This window comes from Roseibium sp. RP-7, assembly GCF_053005225.1.
On record NZ_JBRKQA010000003.1, the window covers coordinates 678,390 to 695,906 of the forward strand.

At 61.7% G+C, this 17,517-nt stretch carries 19 protein-coding genes; 10 read left to right on the forward strand and 9 right to left on the reverse strand.

Translation table 11 applies throughout. From position 1 onward, the window contains the following. Positions 1 to 17: 17 nt before the first annotated feature. The 3 genes from ACVDG9_RS26040 to ACVDG9_RS26050 are packed head-to-tail and all read right to left on the reverse strand — an operon-like array spanning position 18 to position 2,664. Entirely contained in the window at positions 18 to 1,085 is a 1,068-nt protein-coding gene (locus ACVDG9_RS26040) for a TRAP transporter substrate-binding protein (protein ID WP_447239343.1), read from the reverse strand. Positions 1,086 to 1,114: 29 nt separating this feature from the next. Further along, complete coding sequence (locus ACVDG9_RS26045; RefSeq protein ID WP_447239344.1) at positions 1,115 to 1,438, reverse strand: 2Fe-2S iron-sulfur cluster-binding protein; 324 nt, start codon at positions 1,436 to 1,438, stop codon at positions 1,115 to 1,117. A 50-nt stretch (positions 1,439 to 1,488) separates the two neighbouring features. After that, positions 1,489 to 2,664 (reverse strand): cytochrome P450, encoded by a 1,176-nt coding sequence (locus ACVDG9_RS26050; protein WP_447239345.1) that lies wholly within the window; start codon positions 2,662 to 2,664, stop codon positions 1,489 to 1,491. Positions 2,665 to 2,813: 149 nt separating this feature from the next. Between ACVDG9_RS26050 and ACVDG9_RS26055 the strand changes: the two genes are divergently transcribed. After that, positions 2,814 to 3,752 carry a LysR family transcriptional regulator gene (locus ACVDG9_RS26055; protein WP_055660383.1) on the forward strand — a complete coding sequence of 313 codons (939 nt, stop codon included), beginning with the start codon at positions 2,814 to 2,816 and terminating at the stop codon, positions 3,750 to 3,752. A gap of 21 nt (positions 3,753 to 3,773) precedes the next feature. On the opposite strand, the gene ACVDG9_RS26060 is transcribed toward ACVDG9_RS26055, so the two are convergent. Further along, complete coding sequence (locus tag ACVDG9_RS26060; RefSeq protein ID WP_055660578.1) at positions 3,774 to 4,877, reverse strand: citrate synthase/methylcitrate synthase; 1,104 nt, start codon at positions 4,875 to 4,877, stop codon at positions 3,774 to 3,776. 76 nt (positions 4,878 to 4,953) lie between these two features. Here ACVDG9_RS26060 and ACVDG9_RS26065 point away from each other — a divergent pair, with 76 nt between their 5' ends. Together ACVDG9_RS26065 and rsgA are read left to right on the forward strand one after the other, a co-directional pair. Next, the gene (locus tag ACVDG9_RS26065; RefSeq protein ID WP_075284145.1) at positions 4,954 to 6,123 is read left to right on the forward strand and encodes a citrate/2-methylcitrate synthase; all 1,170 of its coding nucleotides are present in this window, start codon (positions 4,954 to 4,956) and stop codon (positions 6,121 to 6,123) included. Between the two features lie 199 nt (positions 6,124 to 6,322). Beyond that, a complete protein-coding gene (gene rsgA, locus ACVDG9_RS26070) occupies positions 6,323 to 7,417 on the forward strand; it encodes a ribosome small subunit-dependent GTPase A (protein WP_447239346.1) in 1,095 nt (364 codons plus the stop codon). 107 nt (positions 7,418 to 7,524) lie between these two features. Here rsgA and ACVDG9_RS26075 read toward each other — a convergent pair whose 3' ends face one another. From ACVDG9_RS26075 to ACVDG9_RS26085, 3 genes are read right to left on the reverse strand one after another with little or no spacing between them, the layout of a single operon-like run. Then, positions 7,525 to 7,989, reverse strand: coding sequence for a GNAT family N-acetyltransferase (locus ACVDG9_RS26075; protein WP_447239347.1), 465 nt, complete (start codon positions 7,987 to 7,989; stop codon positions 7,525 to 7,527). Between the two features lie 6 nt (positions 7,990 to 7,995). Next, on the reverse strand, positions 7,996 to 8,841 hold the full coding sequence (locus ACVDG9_RS26080) for an isocitrate lyase/PEP mutase family protein (protein ID WP_075284142.1): 846 nt from the start codon (positions 8,839 to 8,841) through the stop codon (positions 7,996 to 7,998). Positions 8,842 to 8,888: 47 nt separating this feature from the next. Beyond that, a complete protein-coding gene (locus tag ACVDG9_RS26085; RefSeq protein ID WP_162493103.1) occupies positions 8,889 to 9,068 on the reverse strand; it encodes a hypothetical protein in 180 nt (59 codons plus the stop codon). On the opposite strand from ACVDG9_RS26085, the gene ACVDG9_RS26090 reads away from it, so the two are divergent. Then, the gene (locus ACVDG9_RS26090) at positions 9,067 to 9,714 is read left to right on the forward strand and encodes a pyridoxamine 5'-phosphate oxidase family protein (RefSeq protein ID WP_208997801.1); all 648 of its coding nucleotides are present in this window, start codon (positions 9,067 to 9,069) and stop codon (positions 9,712 to 9,714) included. The genes ACVDG9_RS26085 and ACVDG9_RS26090 overlap by 2 nt on opposite strands. Here ACVDG9_RS26090 and ACVDG9_RS26095 read toward each other — a convergent pair whose 3' ends face one another. Then, positions 9,715 to 10,182 (reverse strand): DUF1203 domain-containing protein, encoded by a 468-nt coding sequence (locus tag ACVDG9_RS26095; protein ID WP_447239348.1) that lies wholly within the window; start codon positions 10,180 to 10,182, stop codon positions 9,715 to 9,717. 100 nt (positions 10,183 to 10,282) lie between these two features. Beyond that, on the reverse strand, positions 10,283 to 10,705 hold the full coding sequence (locus ACVDG9_RS26100) for a GNAT family N-acetyltransferase (RefSeq protein ID WP_447239349.1): 423 nt from the start codon (positions 10,703 to 10,705) through the stop codon (positions 10,283 to 10,285). Between the two features lie 236 nt (positions 10,706 to 10,941). Between ACVDG9_RS26100 and modB the strand changes: the two genes are divergently transcribed. From modB to sigJ, 6 genes are all read left to right on the forward strand, one after another. Further along, complete coding sequence (gene modB, locus ACVDG9_RS26105; protein WP_055660401.1) at positions 10,942 to 11,649, forward strand: molybdate ABC transporter permease subunit; 708 nt, start codon at positions 10,942 to 10,944, stop codon at positions 11,647 to 11,649. Next, positions 11,642 to 12,763, forward strand: coding sequence for a molybdenum ABC transporter ATP-binding protein (gene modC, locus ACVDG9_RS26110; protein ID WP_447239350.1), 1,122 nt, complete (start codon positions 11,642 to 11,644; stop codon positions 12,761 to 12,763). Before modB ends, modC begins: the two co-directional genes overlap by 8 nt. Before the next feature lie 43 nt (positions 12,764 to 12,806). Beyond that, positions 12,807 to 14,603, forward strand: a complete 1,797-nt coding sequence (locus ACVDG9_RS26115; protein WP_023002314.1) for a sensor histidine kinase — start codon at positions 12,807 to 12,809, stop codon at positions 14,601 to 14,603. Positions 14,604 to 14,619: 16 nt separating this feature from the next. Then, positions 14,620 to 15,954, forward strand: coding sequence for a sigma-54-dependent transcriptional regulator (locus ACVDG9_RS26120; RefSeq protein ID WP_023002313.1), 1,335 nt, complete (start codon positions 14,620 to 14,622; stop codon positions 15,952 to 15,954). Positions 15,955 to 16,101: 147 nt separating this feature from the next. Further along, positions 16,102 to 16,533, forward strand: a complete 432-nt coding sequence (locus tag ACVDG9_RS26125) for a carboxymuconolactone decarboxylase family protein (RefSeq protein WP_031269919.1) — start codon at positions 16,102 to 16,104, stop codon at positions 16,531 to 16,533. A gap of 1 nt (position 16,534) precedes the next feature. After that, the gene (sigJ, locus tag ACVDG9_RS26130) at positions 16,535 to 17,449 is read left to right on the forward strand and encodes an RNA polymerase sigma factor SigJ (protein ID WP_023002311.1); all 915 of its coding nucleotides are present in this window, start codon (positions 16,535 to 16,537) and stop codon (positions 17,447 to 17,449) included. Positions 17,450 to 17,517 lie beyond the last annotated feature (68 nt).

Genomic DNA, 17,517 nt, shown 5'->3' on the forward strand with positions numbered 1-17,517 from the left:
CACACCACCCCTGCCGGCTATTTCCCGGTGTTCTCCTCGATCAGCTCGATGGCGCGATTGTAAAGCCCTGTGCCGTCCATGCCTTTTTCGTCCATTTCGGCCACCCATTTTTCAATCGTCGGTGCCGAGGCTTCCTTCCAGCGGGCAACTTCTTCCGGTGGAAGGACAATCATCGTCGCCCCCTTCTCGATCGCTTCGTCGCGAGGCTTGGCATCGTCCCGCTGCATCTGACCACCTGCGAATCCGGACAGTTCAAGACCGGAATTCTTGTCGATGATCGCCTTCAGGTCGTCGGGCAGTCCGTCATAGGCCGCCCGGTTCATGCCCAGCACGAAGGTTGCCGTGTAAAGAGCATCGTCACCGAAGTCCGTGTGGTTGCTGACGAGTTCGTTGATCTTGAGCGCGCCGGTCACCTCCCACGGCACCACGGTGGCATCGATAACGCCCTTGGACAGGGCTTCCGGAACCGCCGGCACAGGCATGCCGACAGGTGTTGCCCCGAGTGAACTGAACATGTCGTTGGTCACCCGCGTCGGCGCCCGCAGCTTCACGCCGTTCAGGTCGTCGAGCGAGTCGATCGGGTCCTTGGAGTGGATCAGCCCGGGTCCATGCACCCAGAGCCCCAGAACCTTCATGTCCTTGAAGTCCTGGTCCAGCATGGTTTCTTCCGCCAGTTGCCAGAAGGCACGCGACACGGCCTCGGCATTGGTCATGACGAAGGGCAGTTCGAAGACTTCCGTCCTTGGAAAGCGGCCGGGCGTATAGCCAGGCAAGGTCCAGACGATGTCGGCGATGCCGTCGATGGCCTGGTCGACCAGTTCCGGCGGCTTGCCGCCAAGCTGCATGGCGGGGAAATGCTGGAACTCGATCCGCCCGCCCGATTCTTCCTCGATCCTGGCCATCCACGGTTCAAGGATGTTCTTCGGCACACTGGCTTGCGCCGGCAGCATCTGGTGCAGCCGCAGCGTGACCTCCGCTGCCACGGCCTGGCCCGCCGTAAGGCTCAGTGAAAGCGCGGCCATGGCAACCGCTCCCACGGTGAGCGCACCTGCGGCCACCGATCTCATCATCCGGTACTTCGACATGGTTTCCTCCCTTGTTCGAAATCGTTTCCTCACGCCTGCTCGTCCGGCAGATGCACCACCAGTCCGTCGAGCGCACCGGTCAGCCTGATCTGGCAGGACAGGCGGGATGTTTCGCGCAAGTCGGCGGCCGCGCATTCCAGCATGATTTCCTCGCCGTCCGTGCGCGCGCCGGTCCTGTCGCTCCACGCCTCGTCCACGTAGCAATGGCAGGTGGCGCACATCATGGCGCCGCCGCATTCGGCAAAGATGCCATCAACCCCGTGGCTGACAGCCGTTTCCATGACGCTCGCCCCTTCGCTCGCATCTATGGTCTTCCGGCTGCCGTTCGGCTGGACGAAGATGATCTGCACCATGCGGTTTTCCTTTCAGCCGGCTCTAACCCGGCCCGGTTGGTTTCTTTTTGTCAGCTCAGTTTGACGGGCAGGTTCAGGGGGCCACGGAAACCGAAACCGCTCCAGACAACGTCTTCGGGCTTGTCCAGCGTCATGCCGGGGAACCGTTCGAACAGCATCGGCAGCATGATTTCCCCGACAGTCCGCCGCGAGATATGGGCGCCGGCACAATGGTGCGGGCCGCTGCCGAAGGCCTGATGCGGCGCTTTCTTTCGAAAGACGTTGAAGGATTCGCCGTCCTCATAGAGATCCTCGTCGCGATTGGCCGAGGCCTGGATGGTCATCAGCGTCACGCCTTCGGGAATGTCGATGCCGTCGATTTCCAGATCCCGCGTCGCCCGGCGAGACGACGCCTGGATCGGCGCGACCCAGCGGACACCTTCCTCGAATGCATCCGCCCAGGCGTCCTGCCGCTTCACTTCCTCAAGCTGGTCCGGATTGGTCAGCAGGCCATAGATGATGGTTGCCAGCGCATCGCGCGGCTCGTTGATACCGCCGCCGATGGCAATCTTGATGTTGGCGTAGATCTGGCTTCTGGGGATCGGGTCGCGGGCATTCAGCATGACGGAGAACGCGGAGTTGTTGGGCTCTGCCAGATGCCGGGCAATCAGGCTGTCGAACAAGGCATCCATTTCGGCATTGGCCGCATCGGACCGGGCAAACGGTTCATCCGCGAAGCCGAAATTGCCGGCGCCGTCGATCAGCACCTGCGACCAGCGCTGCATGTCGGCGTCGCCGACTTCGTCGAGACCCAGGATGTGCGCGAGGATCCGTGCCGCCACCGGTCCGCACAGGTCAGTGAAAAGGTCGACCGTTTCGCCTCGTGGGAGCCGGTCGAGATACTCCGCGGCAATCTTGCGGTAGAGATCGGCCCAGTCTGTCTTGATGACCTTGGGCGAGAAAGCCGGCTGCATGGCCATGCGCTCGCGTCGGTGTTCCTCTCCGTCCTTGCGCATCAGTGTGTGGGCCAGAAAGGCGCGCCGCATCGGTGTGACAGGATCGTCCGAACTGTAAAGCTCGGGATCGTCCTTCACCATCTTGGTGTGTTTCGCCTTGGTCAGAAAGATACGGTTTGCCGCCGGAACCTGAACGATCGGCGTTTCGGCCCGCATCCGCTTGTAGATCGGATAGGGGTCGCGCGTCAGGTCCGCAAGCGTCAGCGTTTCGTCGACAGGTGCGACCGCCATCTGCCTTCTCCTCCCAAATCCGGCACTGACGGCAGGTTAAGCGGGCAGAATAAAATCAGGCAATACGATTGACTTTATAGTTGTCATCGAATTTTTTGATTTTACAAATCGTGGCGAGTGTTCTTGCCGGATTCGGGAGGAAATTGCCGATGCCGGGCGATCCGTTGGAAGTCGATTTTCGGGCGCTGCAGGTCCTGGTCTGGGTGCACCAACTCCGTTCGTTCACGCGTGCGGCGGAAGAACTCGGCGTCAATCAGTCAGCGGTCAGCTACACGATCAACAAGCTACGGGACGTGTTTCAGGATCCGCTGTTCGTCCGCCAAGCACGTCGGCTCCACCCGACACAACGCTGCGAAGATATCGTCCATCAGGCCAAACGGTTGACGGCCGAGTTCCGGCAACTGGTCGCTCCGCCGGATTTCGATCCGAAGACGGCGGCTCAGACCTTCACCATCGCCTGCAACTTCTATGAACGCGTGCTGATCATTCCGGAAATCGTTCATTTTCTGAAGCGCGAAGCGCCCAACCTGGACCTGGAGATCATCGATGCGTCGGGGATCGGTCACGAGCGCCTGCTGCGCAATGAGGCGGATCTCCTGCTTGGTCCGTTCGAACGGTCGGACCCGCATTTCTACAGGCGCGACCTCTATCAGGATCGCTACGTCTGCCTACTTGATCCGGAGCACCCGAAAGCCGGAGCGGCACTGAGCCTGGACGATTATCTGGATCTCGACCACGTGCTTGTCACCTACGGCGGCCAATGGCGGTCGCGCTACATCATCGAGCTTGAGCGCATGAACAAGGACTTGAAAGTCGCCCTGCGCGTGCCGAGCCCGGCCGGGCTGGAGCGTCTGGTCGCCGGATCGAACCTCGTCGCCACGGTGCCGGAACGACTGTCCAGATCAGTTGCGGATGGACTTCATGTGGTTCCCTGCCCGGTTGAAACGTCGGTGACGATCAGCCTCGTGTGGACCACGCTCAACCACCGCGCACCGCTGCACATGTGGGTGCGCGACATGGTCTACCGGCTGAACACACGAACCCGGAAGGCGGATGATCCGCCTTCCGGGCTGGGTATCTCACGGTAACAGGCTTTCAGCCGGTCTCCGTCATGCGGGGCTCGGCCCGACATAATGCGACGATGGCCGGATCAACTTGCCGGTTTCCTGCTGTTCCAGAACATGGGCGCACCAGCCCGGTGTCCGGCCGACGGCAAACAGCGGCGTGAACAGGGTCCGGTCGATGCCGATCGCGTCCAGCAGGACGGCGGTATAGAACTCCACGTTGGTTTCCAGCGGCCGGTCGGGCTTGGCAGTTTTCAATGCGGCAAGCGCTGCCTGTTCGATCTCCTCCGCCAGGCGCACTTTCGGGTTCTCAGGCCCAAGCAGACGCAGCCCTGCCTTCAGGACGTCCGCGCGCGGATCCCTTGTCCTGTAGATCCGGTGACCGAATCCCATTAGCCGCTCCTTGCGTGCCAAGGCTTCGCCAATCCAGGCAGCTGCGTTTTCCGGACTGCCGATAGCATCGATCATGTCCAGCACAGGGCCTGGCGCGCCGCCATGCAGCGGCCCGCTGAGGGCGCCCATCGCACCAAGAACGGCCTGTTTCAGGTTCGCCTGGGTCGAGCCGATCACGCGCGCCGTGAAGGTGGAAGCGTTCAGCCCGTGATCCAGGATTGTCACCAGATAGCGATTGAGCGCGGCGGCATGGTCGGCAGGTGGCAGCTCGCCGGTCAGCATGCGCAGAAGATCGGTTGCGGTCTCCAGAGTGCTGTCCGGTGCGATCGGCGTCTGTCCCCTGGCAATCCGGTGAGACGCAGCCAGAAAGACGGGCAATGCGCCGCTGATCGCAATCGCGTCGGGCAGGCCGGTGGACATCGGCAAGGCAGCCAGGCCCAGCTGCATGCGTTCATAAACGCCGAGGCTGGAAGGGGCAGCTTCAAGAACCGGCATGACGGCAAAGGCGGCCCGCCGGGCTTCACCGAAAGCCTCACGCAGGGACGAGGCCTCAGGCATCTGGAAATCCTGCCACAGATGCCGGACGGCCTCCTCGAAGCTCAGCTTGCCGGCCAGGTCTTCGATATGGCGGCCATAGAGGATGAGGACACCCTTTTGGCCGTCGACATGGCTGAGCATGGTGGTGGCGGCAACAACGCCCTCCAAACCGGCAATCGGGTCCGGCGTCATCCGGGCGGGGTTCGGCGCTTCGGTCATGGCTATCTCCTTTTCTTTCCCGGTCAGATAGAAAGAGAAGATTGCATTGATCAATGTTGATAATTAAAATCAATGTATGAGCAAGCCGATCTACCTGTCCGCCCGAGAAGCCGCTGCCGAACTTGGTGTTCAGCCGGCGACTCTCTACGCCTACGTCAGCCGGGGGCTGATCAATTCCGTTGCCGGTCCGGGCAAGCAGCGCCGCTACGACGCGGTGGATGTGCGCCGCATGAAAGGCCGCAAGGCTGCCGACGACTACTCCGGTGCTCGGCCCTTGACCGGCGACCCGGTGCTGGAAACCGAACTGACGCTGATTTCGGAAGCCGGTCCGGTCTATCGTGGCCGGCCGGCGGTCGATCTGGCGCAAACTTCCACGCTTGAAACCGTGGCGACCCTGCTCTGGGCGTCGCAGGAAGACCCGTTTGCCGAAAGCGCTCCATTGCCCCCGCCCAACCTGCCGGAAGGACTTGCGCCGCTGGACCGGCTGATGGTCGCGCTTGCCGCCTGGCCGCTGCAGGACAAGGCGGCCTACACCCAGGCACCCAAGCTTCTGCAGGTGAAAGGCGCTGCCCTGCTGCGCTACGCGGTTGCAGCTCTTCTCAACGCAGATCCGGTCGACGTGCCGATCCACACGCAGATTGCCAATGCTTTCGGCGTGTCGTCTTCGGCGAAGAACGTGATCCGGGCGGCGCTGATCCTGTGTGCCGATCACGAGCTCAACACCAGTGCCTTCGCGACGCGCTGCGCTGCCTCCACCCGGGCGCCCCTTCACGCGGCGCTCATTTCCGGTCTGGGGGCCTTTGCCGGTCCGCGCCACGGTGCTGCATCCGACAGGACAACGGCATGGCTGTCCGATGTCGGGCCGGACACCGATATAGAAACCCTGCTTTCGGACCGGTTGAGCCGGGGCGAGCCCCTGCCCGGCTTCGGTCACACAATCTACCGGGGTCCGGATCCGCGCGCCGCTTGCCTGCTCGACGTGCTTTACCGCAGCGAGCCCGCACACCCCTTCGTTCAGCGTCTGCCGGGTTTGATTACGGTCGCGCGTGACCTGTTCGGCGAGGCGCCGAACATCGATCTTGCCCTGGCGGCTACACAAAAGACCTATGACCTGCCGAAGGACGCCGGCAAGATCATCTTCTGCGCTGCCCGCATGACCGGATGGATCGCTCATGCACTGGAGCAATACGCGGCGCCGGAACAGATCCGGCCTCGGGCTGCCTATGTCGGCGAGCGGCCGGAATAAGCCTGGTCACATTTGCGGGATGCTTGTATCGGGGCGTCTTTGCGACTACTTAAAACGGGCACCTTCGAGGTGCGTCCCATGGAGATTGGATGTCAGAGATTGCGTGAGCAGGCTCTCTGAAGATCAGAGAGCCTTGAATACATGAACCGGTGCCTTGGCGGGCGCCTGATGACGTGTGTTTAATTCACGAGACAATCCAATGGTACGGAACTATTCCGACTTCTTTCCCGCACGCCCTAAAAACGATGGGCCGGACAAAAACACTTCACGACTTCTTTCACTTGGCTGGCGGCCCTATTTTGCACAACAGATCAGCTCCGACGAGCTGACGGCATCACCGCCCGTCCGTGTTGTCGAGGTCCATCGAAACGCGTTTCACGTGGTCGGCGAAGGGCTTGACGAAGTGATCCTGCCTGTCAGGAACGCCACGGTAGGCGACTGGTTGCTGCTGAACCGCGCTCATCCGCCGTCAAGCCGGGTGCTGGAGCGACAGAGCCTGCTCAAGCGCCGTGCACCCGGAACCGATCGACAGATCCAGCTGATCGCAGCCAACATCGACACGGTGTTCGTGGTGTCATCCTGCAATCACGACTTCAATATCGCCCGGCTGGAGCGGTACATCGCCCTTGCTTTCGAGGCGGGTATCGATCCGGTGATCGTCCTGACCAAGTCGGATCTGGCGAGCGATCCGGAAAACTATGTCGATCAGGCTCGGACGATTTCGAACTCGGTTCCGGTCGTGACGCTGGACGCGCGCGGCGATGAGCCGGGCCTGAAACTCGCGGCCTGGTGCAAGCCGGGCAAAACAGTTGCCTTCCTTGGCTCTTCGGGCGTCGGCAAGTCGACGCTTACCAACGCGCTTTCCGGCACCGAGGACATAGCCACTCAGGCTATTCGCGAAGACGATGCCAAGGGCCGTCACACGACGACCCACCGGCAACTTCACGTGGTTCCAGGCGGCTGTCTGGTGCTGGATACACCGGGCATGCGTGAACTGCAGCTGACGGATGTGGCAGCCGGTATCGATGATCTGTTCTCGGATCTGAACGAACTGGCATCCCGTTGCCGTTTCAATGACTGCCGGCACGAGACGGAGCCCGGTTGCGCCGTTCAGGCCGCGCTGGAGGAGGGCGCCCTGGAACCTGGCCGGCTGAACAGGTGGCGAAAGCTGAAGGCGGAAGAAGCCTTCAACTCTGCAAGTCTGGCGGAGCGCAGGTCCAAGGACCGGGCATTCGGCAAGATGGTCCGAAGCGTCATGAAGCAGAAGAAGCAGAAAACCTGGGGTCCGGAGTAGCGGGCCTGGAAGGCCAAGGCTTACGTAGCTGCTGACATCCGGGGCCGGGCTCTGCCCGGCCCCGGATCAATGCTTTCCAGCGCACCCGGAGTTGGCAAGCAGCTTGGTCACAGTGTCAGCCGCATGTGGACGATCCGCTTGCCGCCGCGCTGTTCCTCATGGGTTTCCGCGAAGCCCGCACGCTGGTACCAGGCCCGGTTTTCGGTCATGAGCACGTTGGTATAGAGCCGGATTTCGCTCAGCCCGAGGTCCGCTGCCCGCCGCCGCGCCCAGTCGAGCAGCTGCCTGCCACGGCCCTTGCCCTGCTCTTCCGGATCAACGGCAATGCTTTCGATCAGGAGATGGTCCGGATGCCGGATCAGAACGATGCTGGCGGCAAGAGAGGTGCCGGAGCGGAGCACCCAGACATCGTCCCGCCGGATATGCGCTGCATAATCTGCGGTCATTGGCACGGGCACGGCGTTGATGACCGGGATATAATGCGCATAGGCCCGCCGGGCGAGTTCGGTCATTGCGACTGCATCACCCGGGTTCGCCAGGCCAAAGCCTTCGGAAACCTGTGAGGCGTCCATTACGGATCAGGGCCTTGTTTTCATGAAGGATTCGAAATCGGGAATGCCTTCCGGCATGGTTTCGGTCCTGTCGAAACAGCCGAACGTGCCACCGTCTTTCATGTCTTCGGCAGCAGCAATGAAGGCGCGGTAGGCAAGCCGTGCCAGACCTGCCCCGATGGAGACACGCGTAACGCCCATGTCGCCCAGTTCCTTGCGGGTCAGGTGGAAGTTCTTGCGCCCGGCCAGGACGTTCATCGGCGCTTTCACGGCGGCCAGAACGGCGGCAATCTGTTCCTTGTCCTTCAGCTCCGGTGCATAGACGCAATCGGCACCCGCCTCTGCAAAGGCGTTCAGGCGCTTGATGGTCTCGTCAAGTTCATGCTGCGTCTGGACGGGTCCTTCACTGCGGGCAGTCAGAACGAAATCCGGCGCCAGCCGGTTCTTGGCATCCACCGCCGCCTTGATCCGCTCCACCGCCAGCTCCAGATCGTAGTAGGGATGTTTCGGATCGGTTGTGTAATCCTCGATGGAGCAGCCGGCGAGGCCGACCTCGATCGCCCCCTTGACCGTTGCCACCACATCGTCCGGGCTGTCGCCGAACCCGTTCTCCAGGTCACCGTTCACCGGCACGCTGGTCGCGGCAATGATGTCGGCGGCATGTCCGAGCGCATCGTCACGTGTGATCAGCCCTTCGGCATCCTTCACGCCTTGCGTCCAGGCATATCCGGCGCTGGACGTGGCCATCGCGTCAAACCGCAACCCGTCCAGAATGCGGGCTGTGCCGATATCGAAGGGATTCGGCATCAGGAAAGCACGCCCTTTTTCGTGAAGAGCTTTGAAGGCGGCACGGCGTTTGGCTGCGGTCGGCATGGCCGGATCTCCCTTGAGGTGTATTTCGCAAAGATTACCGTTAAAGTTTAAATCGGCAATGCGATCCCTTTATGATGGGTGCGATGTTGCTCAGGTAAGATCCAGTTTAGCCAGAATCGGGGCGCCAGTTTGGAAAAACCGTGATTCCAGCGAAACGCCTTGTCTTTGCGTTCGCAGCGCCGTTTGATGGTGAAAGCGCCAGCAGGCAGATCCAGGGAGGTTGCCATGCCGGAAGATCCCACGACACTTTCAGATTTCAACGACCCGATAACAACGGTTGACCAGCTCGAAGCCCATGCCGGAACCGCGCCTGAAAAGGTGAGGGTAAAGGAGATCAAGGCACTGGACGACCTGTGCAGACAGTTCATTGCACGGTCCCCCTTCTGCCTGATCGCGACGGTTGATCCGGAGGGCGTGATCGATGTGAGCCCCAAGGGGGACCCGGCCGGTTTTGTCACCGTCTTGAGCGACACAGTGCTGGCGATCCCCGACCGCCCCGGAAACCGCCGCCTCGACAGCTACCACAATCTGCTGAAGGACCCGCGCGTCGGACTTATTTTCCTGATCCCGGGCAAGGGCGAGACCTTGAGGGTGTCGGGCAGAGCCCGCATCGTCCGGGATGCCTGGTTGCTGGAGCGGATGCAGGTGGAGGGCAAACAGCCGGCGATGGCGCTGGCAGTGGAGATCACCCGGGCATTCATGCATTGCCCGAAGGCGATGGTCCGCTCGAAGATCTGGCAACCGGAAAGCTGGCGCAACGCTGATGACCTGGGCGACATCGGCGATGCGATGATCCGGCATGGCAAGCTGAAACAGACCCCGGAGGCGCTTCTGGAAGAAGCCACCTCCGAAGGCTTGCTCAGGCTTTATTGATCAGGTCCATGCGGTGCGTGAAACCCTTGCCGCGTAGCAGCCGCGGCGAGCAAAATGCAGGTGAATATAGTCGACTTGCGGATTGTCGAAGAACGTCCGGATGACACCTTCCAGCTCGCGGCCTTCAACGACTTCCGCGTCGATCATCTCGTGGGCCCGGTTGAAGGCTCGTGCCGACAGCAGGCGCTTTGCCACGACTTCCGGGATCGTGTCCGGGTCCGGATGGCTTTCCTTCGCGCCATCGGCGACAAAGATCGCATGCCGGGAGCGGTAGGGTGTTTCGCCAGGTTGATGCTCGAAATTGAGCAGGTAAACCCGGGTTCCCGGGGCTGCATCGGCAAGTGACACACGGCAGGGAAACGCGCCGTCCGAAATGTGCACCTGAATGCCCTTCTGCGCGAGTTCCGTATCACTCAGGCTGCTCAAATGTGCAAACTTGGTGGCGGGAAGAGGCTCGATCTGAAACATGGTGTTGTCTCCTCAATGGTTGTGAGAAGACCCTAGGCGGCTCAAAACGCCCAAACGACCCGATTTGCGAGCGGGAATATATTTTCCCGCTGCCGGTCTGTCAGACCGGTTTTTTGGAACCTGCCCGGCGTGCCATACCCAGGGAAACCGGTGCGGTTTCTTCAAAACCGAACTGGGCATAAAGCGCATTGGCCGGAACATCGGCGATCAGGCTGACATAGGTAGAGGGCGGAAACGCGCTTTCGATATGGGCCGTCAGGGCTGCCATGATGCGCTTGCCAAGGCCCTGTCCCTGGTAGGCGGGCAAAACCGCGATATCCGTTACCTGGACAAAACAGCCGCCGTCACCGATGAGACGCCCCATGCCGATCGCTTCATCACCGTCATAAAGCATCACGCAAAACAGGCTGTTCTTCAGCCCGATTTCCGCCGCGTCCCTGCCGTAGCCGCTCAGCCCGGAATCGACCCGCAGGCGCAAATAGGTATCGACGTCGGGGACCTGGGTCTTCAGCGAGATTGTCATGCAGTGTCCTGGAATCGGCTGCAACAAGGAGGGAACGCGACCCTAGCCGATCGCACCGGCGCTGGCCATCGGAATAGACATGCTCAAGCCGGCCAGGGGCTGTTGATCCCAGGCACGCTACTTTGCATTGCAGGCTCAAGACAAAGGACATCTTGCGTTCCTGCGGTGTTCTAACCGATAACGGCAGGTGGCTGAGAAAATTCGGCCGCGTACCGGAACGAGAAGACTGAGCAGACGTGGATTTTTTTAATCTCCAGCCCGGGGAATGGCAGGCCCTTCTCTTGACCCTCAAGGTCGCTTCTGCCGCCCTCGCTGTCGCGCTGCCGCTTGCCGTTCTGATGGCCTTCGTACTTGCCCGCTACCGGTTCACCGGCCACGGCGCCGTCAATGCTCTTGTGCATCTGCCGCTTGTCTTGCCACCGGTGGTCACGGGCTACGTGCTGCTGCTGACCTTTGGCCGCAAGGGTCCGGTCGGATCGTTTCTGGACAGTGTCTTCGGTGTCACCTTCGCCTTCAATTGGACCGGCGCAGCGCTTGCTGCCGGTGTGATGGCTTTTCCGTTGATGGTCAGGCCGATCCGAATTTCCTTCGAAGCCGTGGACCCGAAACTGGAAGAAGCGGCCAAGTCTCTCGGTGCCCATCGCCTGACCGCCTTTCTGACGGTCACCCTGCCTCTTGCCCTGCCGGGAATTCTCGGTGGCGCGATCCTGGGTTTTGCAAAGGCCATGGGCGAATTCGGTGCGACCATAACCTTCGTCTCCAACATTCCGGGGGAGACAAGAACCCTATCCTTGGCGCTCTATACCGCTACCCAGACCCCGGGTGGAGAACTGGCTGCCTTCCGCCTGACACTGATTGCGGCCTTTGTCGCCTTCGCGGCGCTGATCGCCTCGGAAGCACTGGCGCGCCGATTGCGCGCGCGCATGGGGGGCGGTCATGCTTGATGTCGACATCACCGGCCGTGTCGGTCAGCTCGATCTTGAAGCCCGGTTCAACAGCCGTGGCGGGGTGACATCGCTTTTCGGCCAGTCGGGGGCCGGCAAGACAACGCTCACCAACATGATCGCCGGGCTGATCAAGCCGCTCAGCGGACATATCACCGTCAACGGCACGACCCTTTTCGACGCGAACAAGAGTATCAACCTCTCGGTGCAGGCACGCAGGATCGGTCACGTCTTTCAGGATGCCCGGCTGTTTCCGCATCTCAGCGTTGCCTCGAACCTCACCTATGCGCGCTGGGCGGGCCGCAGGCCTGGAACCCGGGACATGGCCGAAGTGGTCGATCTGTTGGGGTTGGGCGGGCTCCTGGAGCGAAAGCCCGGAACACTTTCTGGCGGCGAGAGGCAACGGGTGGCCATCGGGCGGGCGCTTCTGTCGGACCCGCGGCTCCTGATCATGGACGAGCCGCTGGCCAATCTCGATCAAGCGCGGCGAAACGACATTCTTCCGTATCTGGACCGTCTGTGCGTGGAAGCGGGAATCCCAATCCTCTATGTCAGCCATTCCATCGAGGAAGTGGCGCGCCTGTCCAACACGCTCGTGATCCTGTCGGATGGACGCACGCCCGCCTTTGGACCGGTGGCCGACATGCTCGCGCGGACCGATCTGGGCCGGGCAACCGGCCGTCACGAGGCCAGCGCGCTGCTGGAAGGTACCGTCACCAGATGTGACCCGGACTGGGGCCTGACCGATGTCGATATCGGCGGAGCCACACTGCAGATACCGGATATGGCAGCCGTGCCGGGCGATGCGGTGCGCCTGCGCATCCGGGCCAGGGACGTTGCCCTGGCGGTCAAACCGCCGGAGGGCCTGTCCATCCGCAATGCCTTCGCCGTGACAATCCGCAGTATTTCGAGTGAAAGCGGCCCCTATGCGGAAATTCTTTGCTCCGTCAGCGGACAGGTGCTGCGTGCCCGCATCACCCGCGCGTCCGTTGCGGATCTCGATCTCCACACAGGCAAGGACGTCACGGTTCTGATCAAGAGCGTTGCCATTGACCGGCGCCAGCGTGCACCAGCCCTGTCGGAAACGGCTACCGGGGAGGATTTCGCTGGATAAGGCTCCCGCTTCACGCGGCGCTCGGCTTGTTTATACTGACGCGATGTTGCGCAAGACCAAGCGCCGGACCTGGCGCAGGCTGAAGATCGGTATCGGAGCGGCGGCGATCCTGTCGACGGTCGCACTGATGTGGCTGACCGGGCTTGCCAGCTTGCGGATCACGCTTGCGGAGGTGGAAACCGGTGCGCGGGCCAATCTTGCGGTTCAGACAGCCGTTCTCGAAAGACTTCTCGACAAGTTCCGCCTGCTGTCGCCGCTGTTGGCACGTGGTCCGGATATCGGTCAGTTGCTGATGAGCACGGGCAGGTCTGGAGACCCCGGCATCGCCGCGATCGCTGCCGGCATGTCGGGCGCGGAAGAGATCTGGCTGATGGACAGGCAAGGCAATGTCGTGGTCTCCAGCCAGGACGGTGTGCCGACGGGCTCCTTCGGCGGGGCGGAACGCATCGGACATGCCTTCGAACAGGCCCTTCAGGGCCAGCTCGGCCGGCAGCTCATTCCCGGTACGCCAGAGGCCGCATCGAACTATGTCTTCGCCTCGCCGTTGCGCCGGGGTAGCTCCATCGTCGGCGTGATTGCCGTCCGGGTCAGTCTGGAAGACGTCGAGCAGGCCTGGGCACTCAGCAAGGAACCGCTGGTCGCGCTGGATGGCAGTGGCCGGATTGTGGTCACCAATGTGCCCGCATGGCGCGGCAAGCGGATGGACGAGCTTTCTGTCGGCCGGGATATCGCCGACATGTCGGTGGCGGAACGCATCGAGGTCCTGCTGCCGGCAACGCCGTCTCCCTACTATTACCTGCAATTGACGGAGAACTTGGCCGTTCTCGGTTGGCAGGTCAGAACGCTTGTGACGATCGAGGATGCCCGCCAGCGATCCGGCTGGGCCATGCTGGTCGCGCTTCTGGTCTGTGTGATCGCCGCCGGAGGTATCGCCATCCTGATCGTCAGGCGGGAAGAATTCGTGCGCCAGGAACGGCGCAACCGGGCGAGCGCACTGCGCCTGGAGCGCCGTGTGCAATCACGGACAGCGGATCTTCGCCGCACCAACGTCCTTCTGGAACAGGAAGTGCGCGAGCGCGAACAGGCTGAAGCCGATTTGCGTCTGGCCCAGGCCGAACTCGTGCAGGCAGCCAAGCTGGCAACGCTCGGCAGGATGTCTGCGGCTCTCAGTCACGAGTACAACCAGCCACTGGCAGCTATCCGTTCCGATGCCGAAGTGGCAGGCATGCTGATCGAGCGGGGGCGTGCGGACGAGGCCCTCGGCAATCTCTCGCGGATCGAAGGCATGGTCAGCCGCATGGCCGAAATCGCCAAGACGCTGAAAGGCTTCACGCGCAAGTCGGGCACCGACATCAAGCCGGTGTCCCTGCGCCAGGTGATCGACGAGGCAACGTTGCTGCTGCAGCCACATATCAAGCAGAGCAAGGTGCGTCTCGATCTGGCGCTGCCGACAGAAGATATCATCGTCAAGGGCGGGCGCATCCGCCTGGAGCAGGTGGTCATCAATCTCCTGTCCAACGCACTGGATGCCGTCAGCGGCAATGCCGCATCGCTTGCCATGCCTGAAGTGCGGCTGGAACTGAGGCAGGAAGGCAGCGAAGCGGTGCTGACAGTCAGTGACAACGGCACAGGCATCGATGCCGATGTGCTGCCGCAGATCTTCGACCCGTTTTTCACCACCAAGGATGTCGGCGCCGGGCTCGGGCTGGGCTTGTCGATTGCCTACAAGATCGTTCATGACTTTTCCGGATCGCTGAAGGCGGCGAATCGCGACGGTGGCGGTGCGGTGTTCACCATGCGCCTGCCGGTGGCCGATGAGCATGTCCTTGCAGCGGAATGAAATGAGATAGGCGTTAATGGATCAGGCGACCGTCCTACTGATTGACGATGAAGCGGACCTGCGTGGCTCCTTGAGCCAGGGGCTGGAGTTGTCCGGCCAGGCGGTGTTTGCGACCGGCGAACCGGAAGAAGCCCTGGAGCGGGTCAACCGCGGGTTCTACGGCGTGCTTGTTACAGATATTCGCATGCCCGGGACGGATGGGTTCCAGGTCATGAAGCGGGCCTTCGAGATCGATCCCGCCCTGCCCGTGGTGCTGATCACCGGCCATGGCGATGTGCCACTGGCGGTCGAGGCCATGCGCGCCGGTGCCTATGATTTCATGGAAAAGCCCTTTTCCGTTTCGCGCCTTGCCTCAGTGGTGGAACGCGCGCTCGACAAGCGCCGGCTGGTGCTGGAAAACCGAAAGCTGCGCGAGGAGCTGGCAGACCGAACGGGCCTGGAAAGCCGTCTCGTGGGGCGCACCGCCGCCATGGAACTGCTTCGCCGCAATGTCACGGCCCTGGCGGCAACCGATGCCGATGTGCTGATCCTGGGGGAGACCGGCTCCGGCAAGGAGGTGGTCGCCCGGGCACTGCATGACGAAGGTCCCCGCAAGGAAAAGCCTTTCGTCGCCCTCAATTGCGGGGCGCTTCCTGCCGAAATCATCGAATCTGAACTCTTCGGCCACGAGAAGGGCGCCTTTACCGGTGCCAGCGGACAGCGCATCGGCAAGCTGGAACATGCCCATGGGGGCACCGTGTTTCTGGACGAAATCGAATCCATGCCGCTGGAACTGCAGGTCAAGCTGTTGCGCGTGATCGAGACCCGGACAATCGAACGGCTCGGCTCCAACAAGGCGATCGAACTGGATGTGCGCTTCATCGCGGCCACCAAGGAAGACCTCGAGGCCGCCGGCAAGGAAGGCCGGTTCCGGCTGGACCTGTTCTACCGGCTCAATGTCGTAAACGTTGCCATACCACCGTTGCGCGACCGGCTGGAGGATATCCCCCTCCTGTTCCGGCATCTGGCGGTGGAAGCCCGGGCACGCTACCGGCGCGAGATCCCAGACATCAACGAGGAATATCTCGCCGAGCTGATGGCGCGGGACTGGCCGGGCAACGTCCGCGAGTTGCGCAATGTCGCCGACCGTTTCGTGCTCGGTGTCGAGCTGGTCAACGCGCCCAGCAGCGGTGCCGGATCCACCTTGTTCGAACAGGTTGCGACATATGAACGGGCGTTGATCGTCGCCGAACTCAAGCGCAACGACGGTGCCATCAAGCCCACTTACGAGAACCTTGGGCTCTCGCGAAAGGCGCTTTACGAGAAAATGCGCAAATACGGTCTCGGCAAGGACGAAGCGCTTTCCGTCTGACAATGACCTGATTTCCTTGCCGTCCCGGCTTGCTGGGCGGGTCGGCAAAACGAATGGCCGAAAAAAGTTTCGGGCCGGTGTCACAAATCGCTGCCCCCGGTCGTCAACCCTGTGTCACACCCTGAAACCTGAATGGAAGACACGCCAATGACGACCTCTAATGCCATCAATCACTACGAAAATGTCCCCGATATCGTGAAGCGTTTCGTTGCTGCCAGCGGTGAGATCGGCAAGGCAGGGCTGGAGCCGAAACTGCGGCATCTCATCGATCTGCGTGCCTCGCAGATCAACCAGTGTGCCTATTGCGTGAAGATGCACACCCAGGAAGCGCTCGACGCGGGCGAGACCCAGGAGCGTTTGCAGCGCCTGACGGTCTGGCGGCACGTTGATGACTACACGCCGGCGGAGAAGGCGGCCTTTGCCTGGACGGAAGCCTTGACCAGTCTTCAGGTCGATACGAACTATGAGGCGTTGCGCGGTGAATTGCGCCGCCACTTCGATGACGCCGAGATCAGTGCGATCACCGCCGCGGTCGCGATGATCAATCTGTGGAACCGGGTACAGGTATCGAACCACTGACATGAGTGACGCTCCAGGCATCGATGTTTTCGAGACGGTACGCCCGAAGCTGATGGGGCTGGCCTATCGCATGCTCAGCTCCATGGCGGATGCCGAGGATGCGGTGCAGGACACATACCTGAAGTGGCAATCCACGGACCGTGCCGGCATCCTGAATCCGGAAGCATTCCTCACCACGGTCTGCACCAATTGCTGCCTGGACACTCTCAAGGCCGCTCACAGGAAACGGGTCGACTATGTCGGCCCGTGGATCCCCGAACCGCTTCAGTTCGAAAGTGGCTCGGACCCGGAGACCGATCTGGACAGGGCACAATCCCTGACGACGGCGTTCCTCCTGCTGCTGGAGCGCCTCAGCCCGAAGGAGCGCGCCGCCTACCTGCTGCGCGAGATCTTCGCAAAGCCCTATGACGAAGTTGCCGAAACTCTGGGGGTTACCGAACAGGCCTGCCGCCAGTTGGTATCCCGGGCAAGCAGACATGTGCAGGGTCCGACCTCCCGTTTTGTTCCTCCGGCCGATCATCAGGATCGGATCCTGTCTGCCTTTCTCACCGCGATTGAAACAGGATCCACGGACCACCTGACGGGCCTTCTCGCCGAAACAGTACAACTCCAGTCCGATGGTGGCGGCAAGGCAACGGCCATGAGCCGGATCCTGGAAGGCGCGGACGAGGTCGCTCGCTACGCGGTTCTTATTCTTGGCCGCCTCTGGGAGCCCTGCCAGATCAAGATACTGGATCTGAACGGAACGCGTGGCCTCGTCATGTTCTACGGCGACGAGATCGTGACAGCCGTGATGTTCGCCTATGACGCCGATGGGCGGCTGGAGCGTATCTACAACATGCGCAATCCGGACAAGCTGGCACGCCTGAAGGTCAAGCTGCGCCACGACCGGTCTTCAGGCGCTATCTGGCACTGATAATTCGGCGCTTTACGGCTTAAAATATGATGTAGCAGGCCTGAAATGTGTCGGTTTCGACACATCCG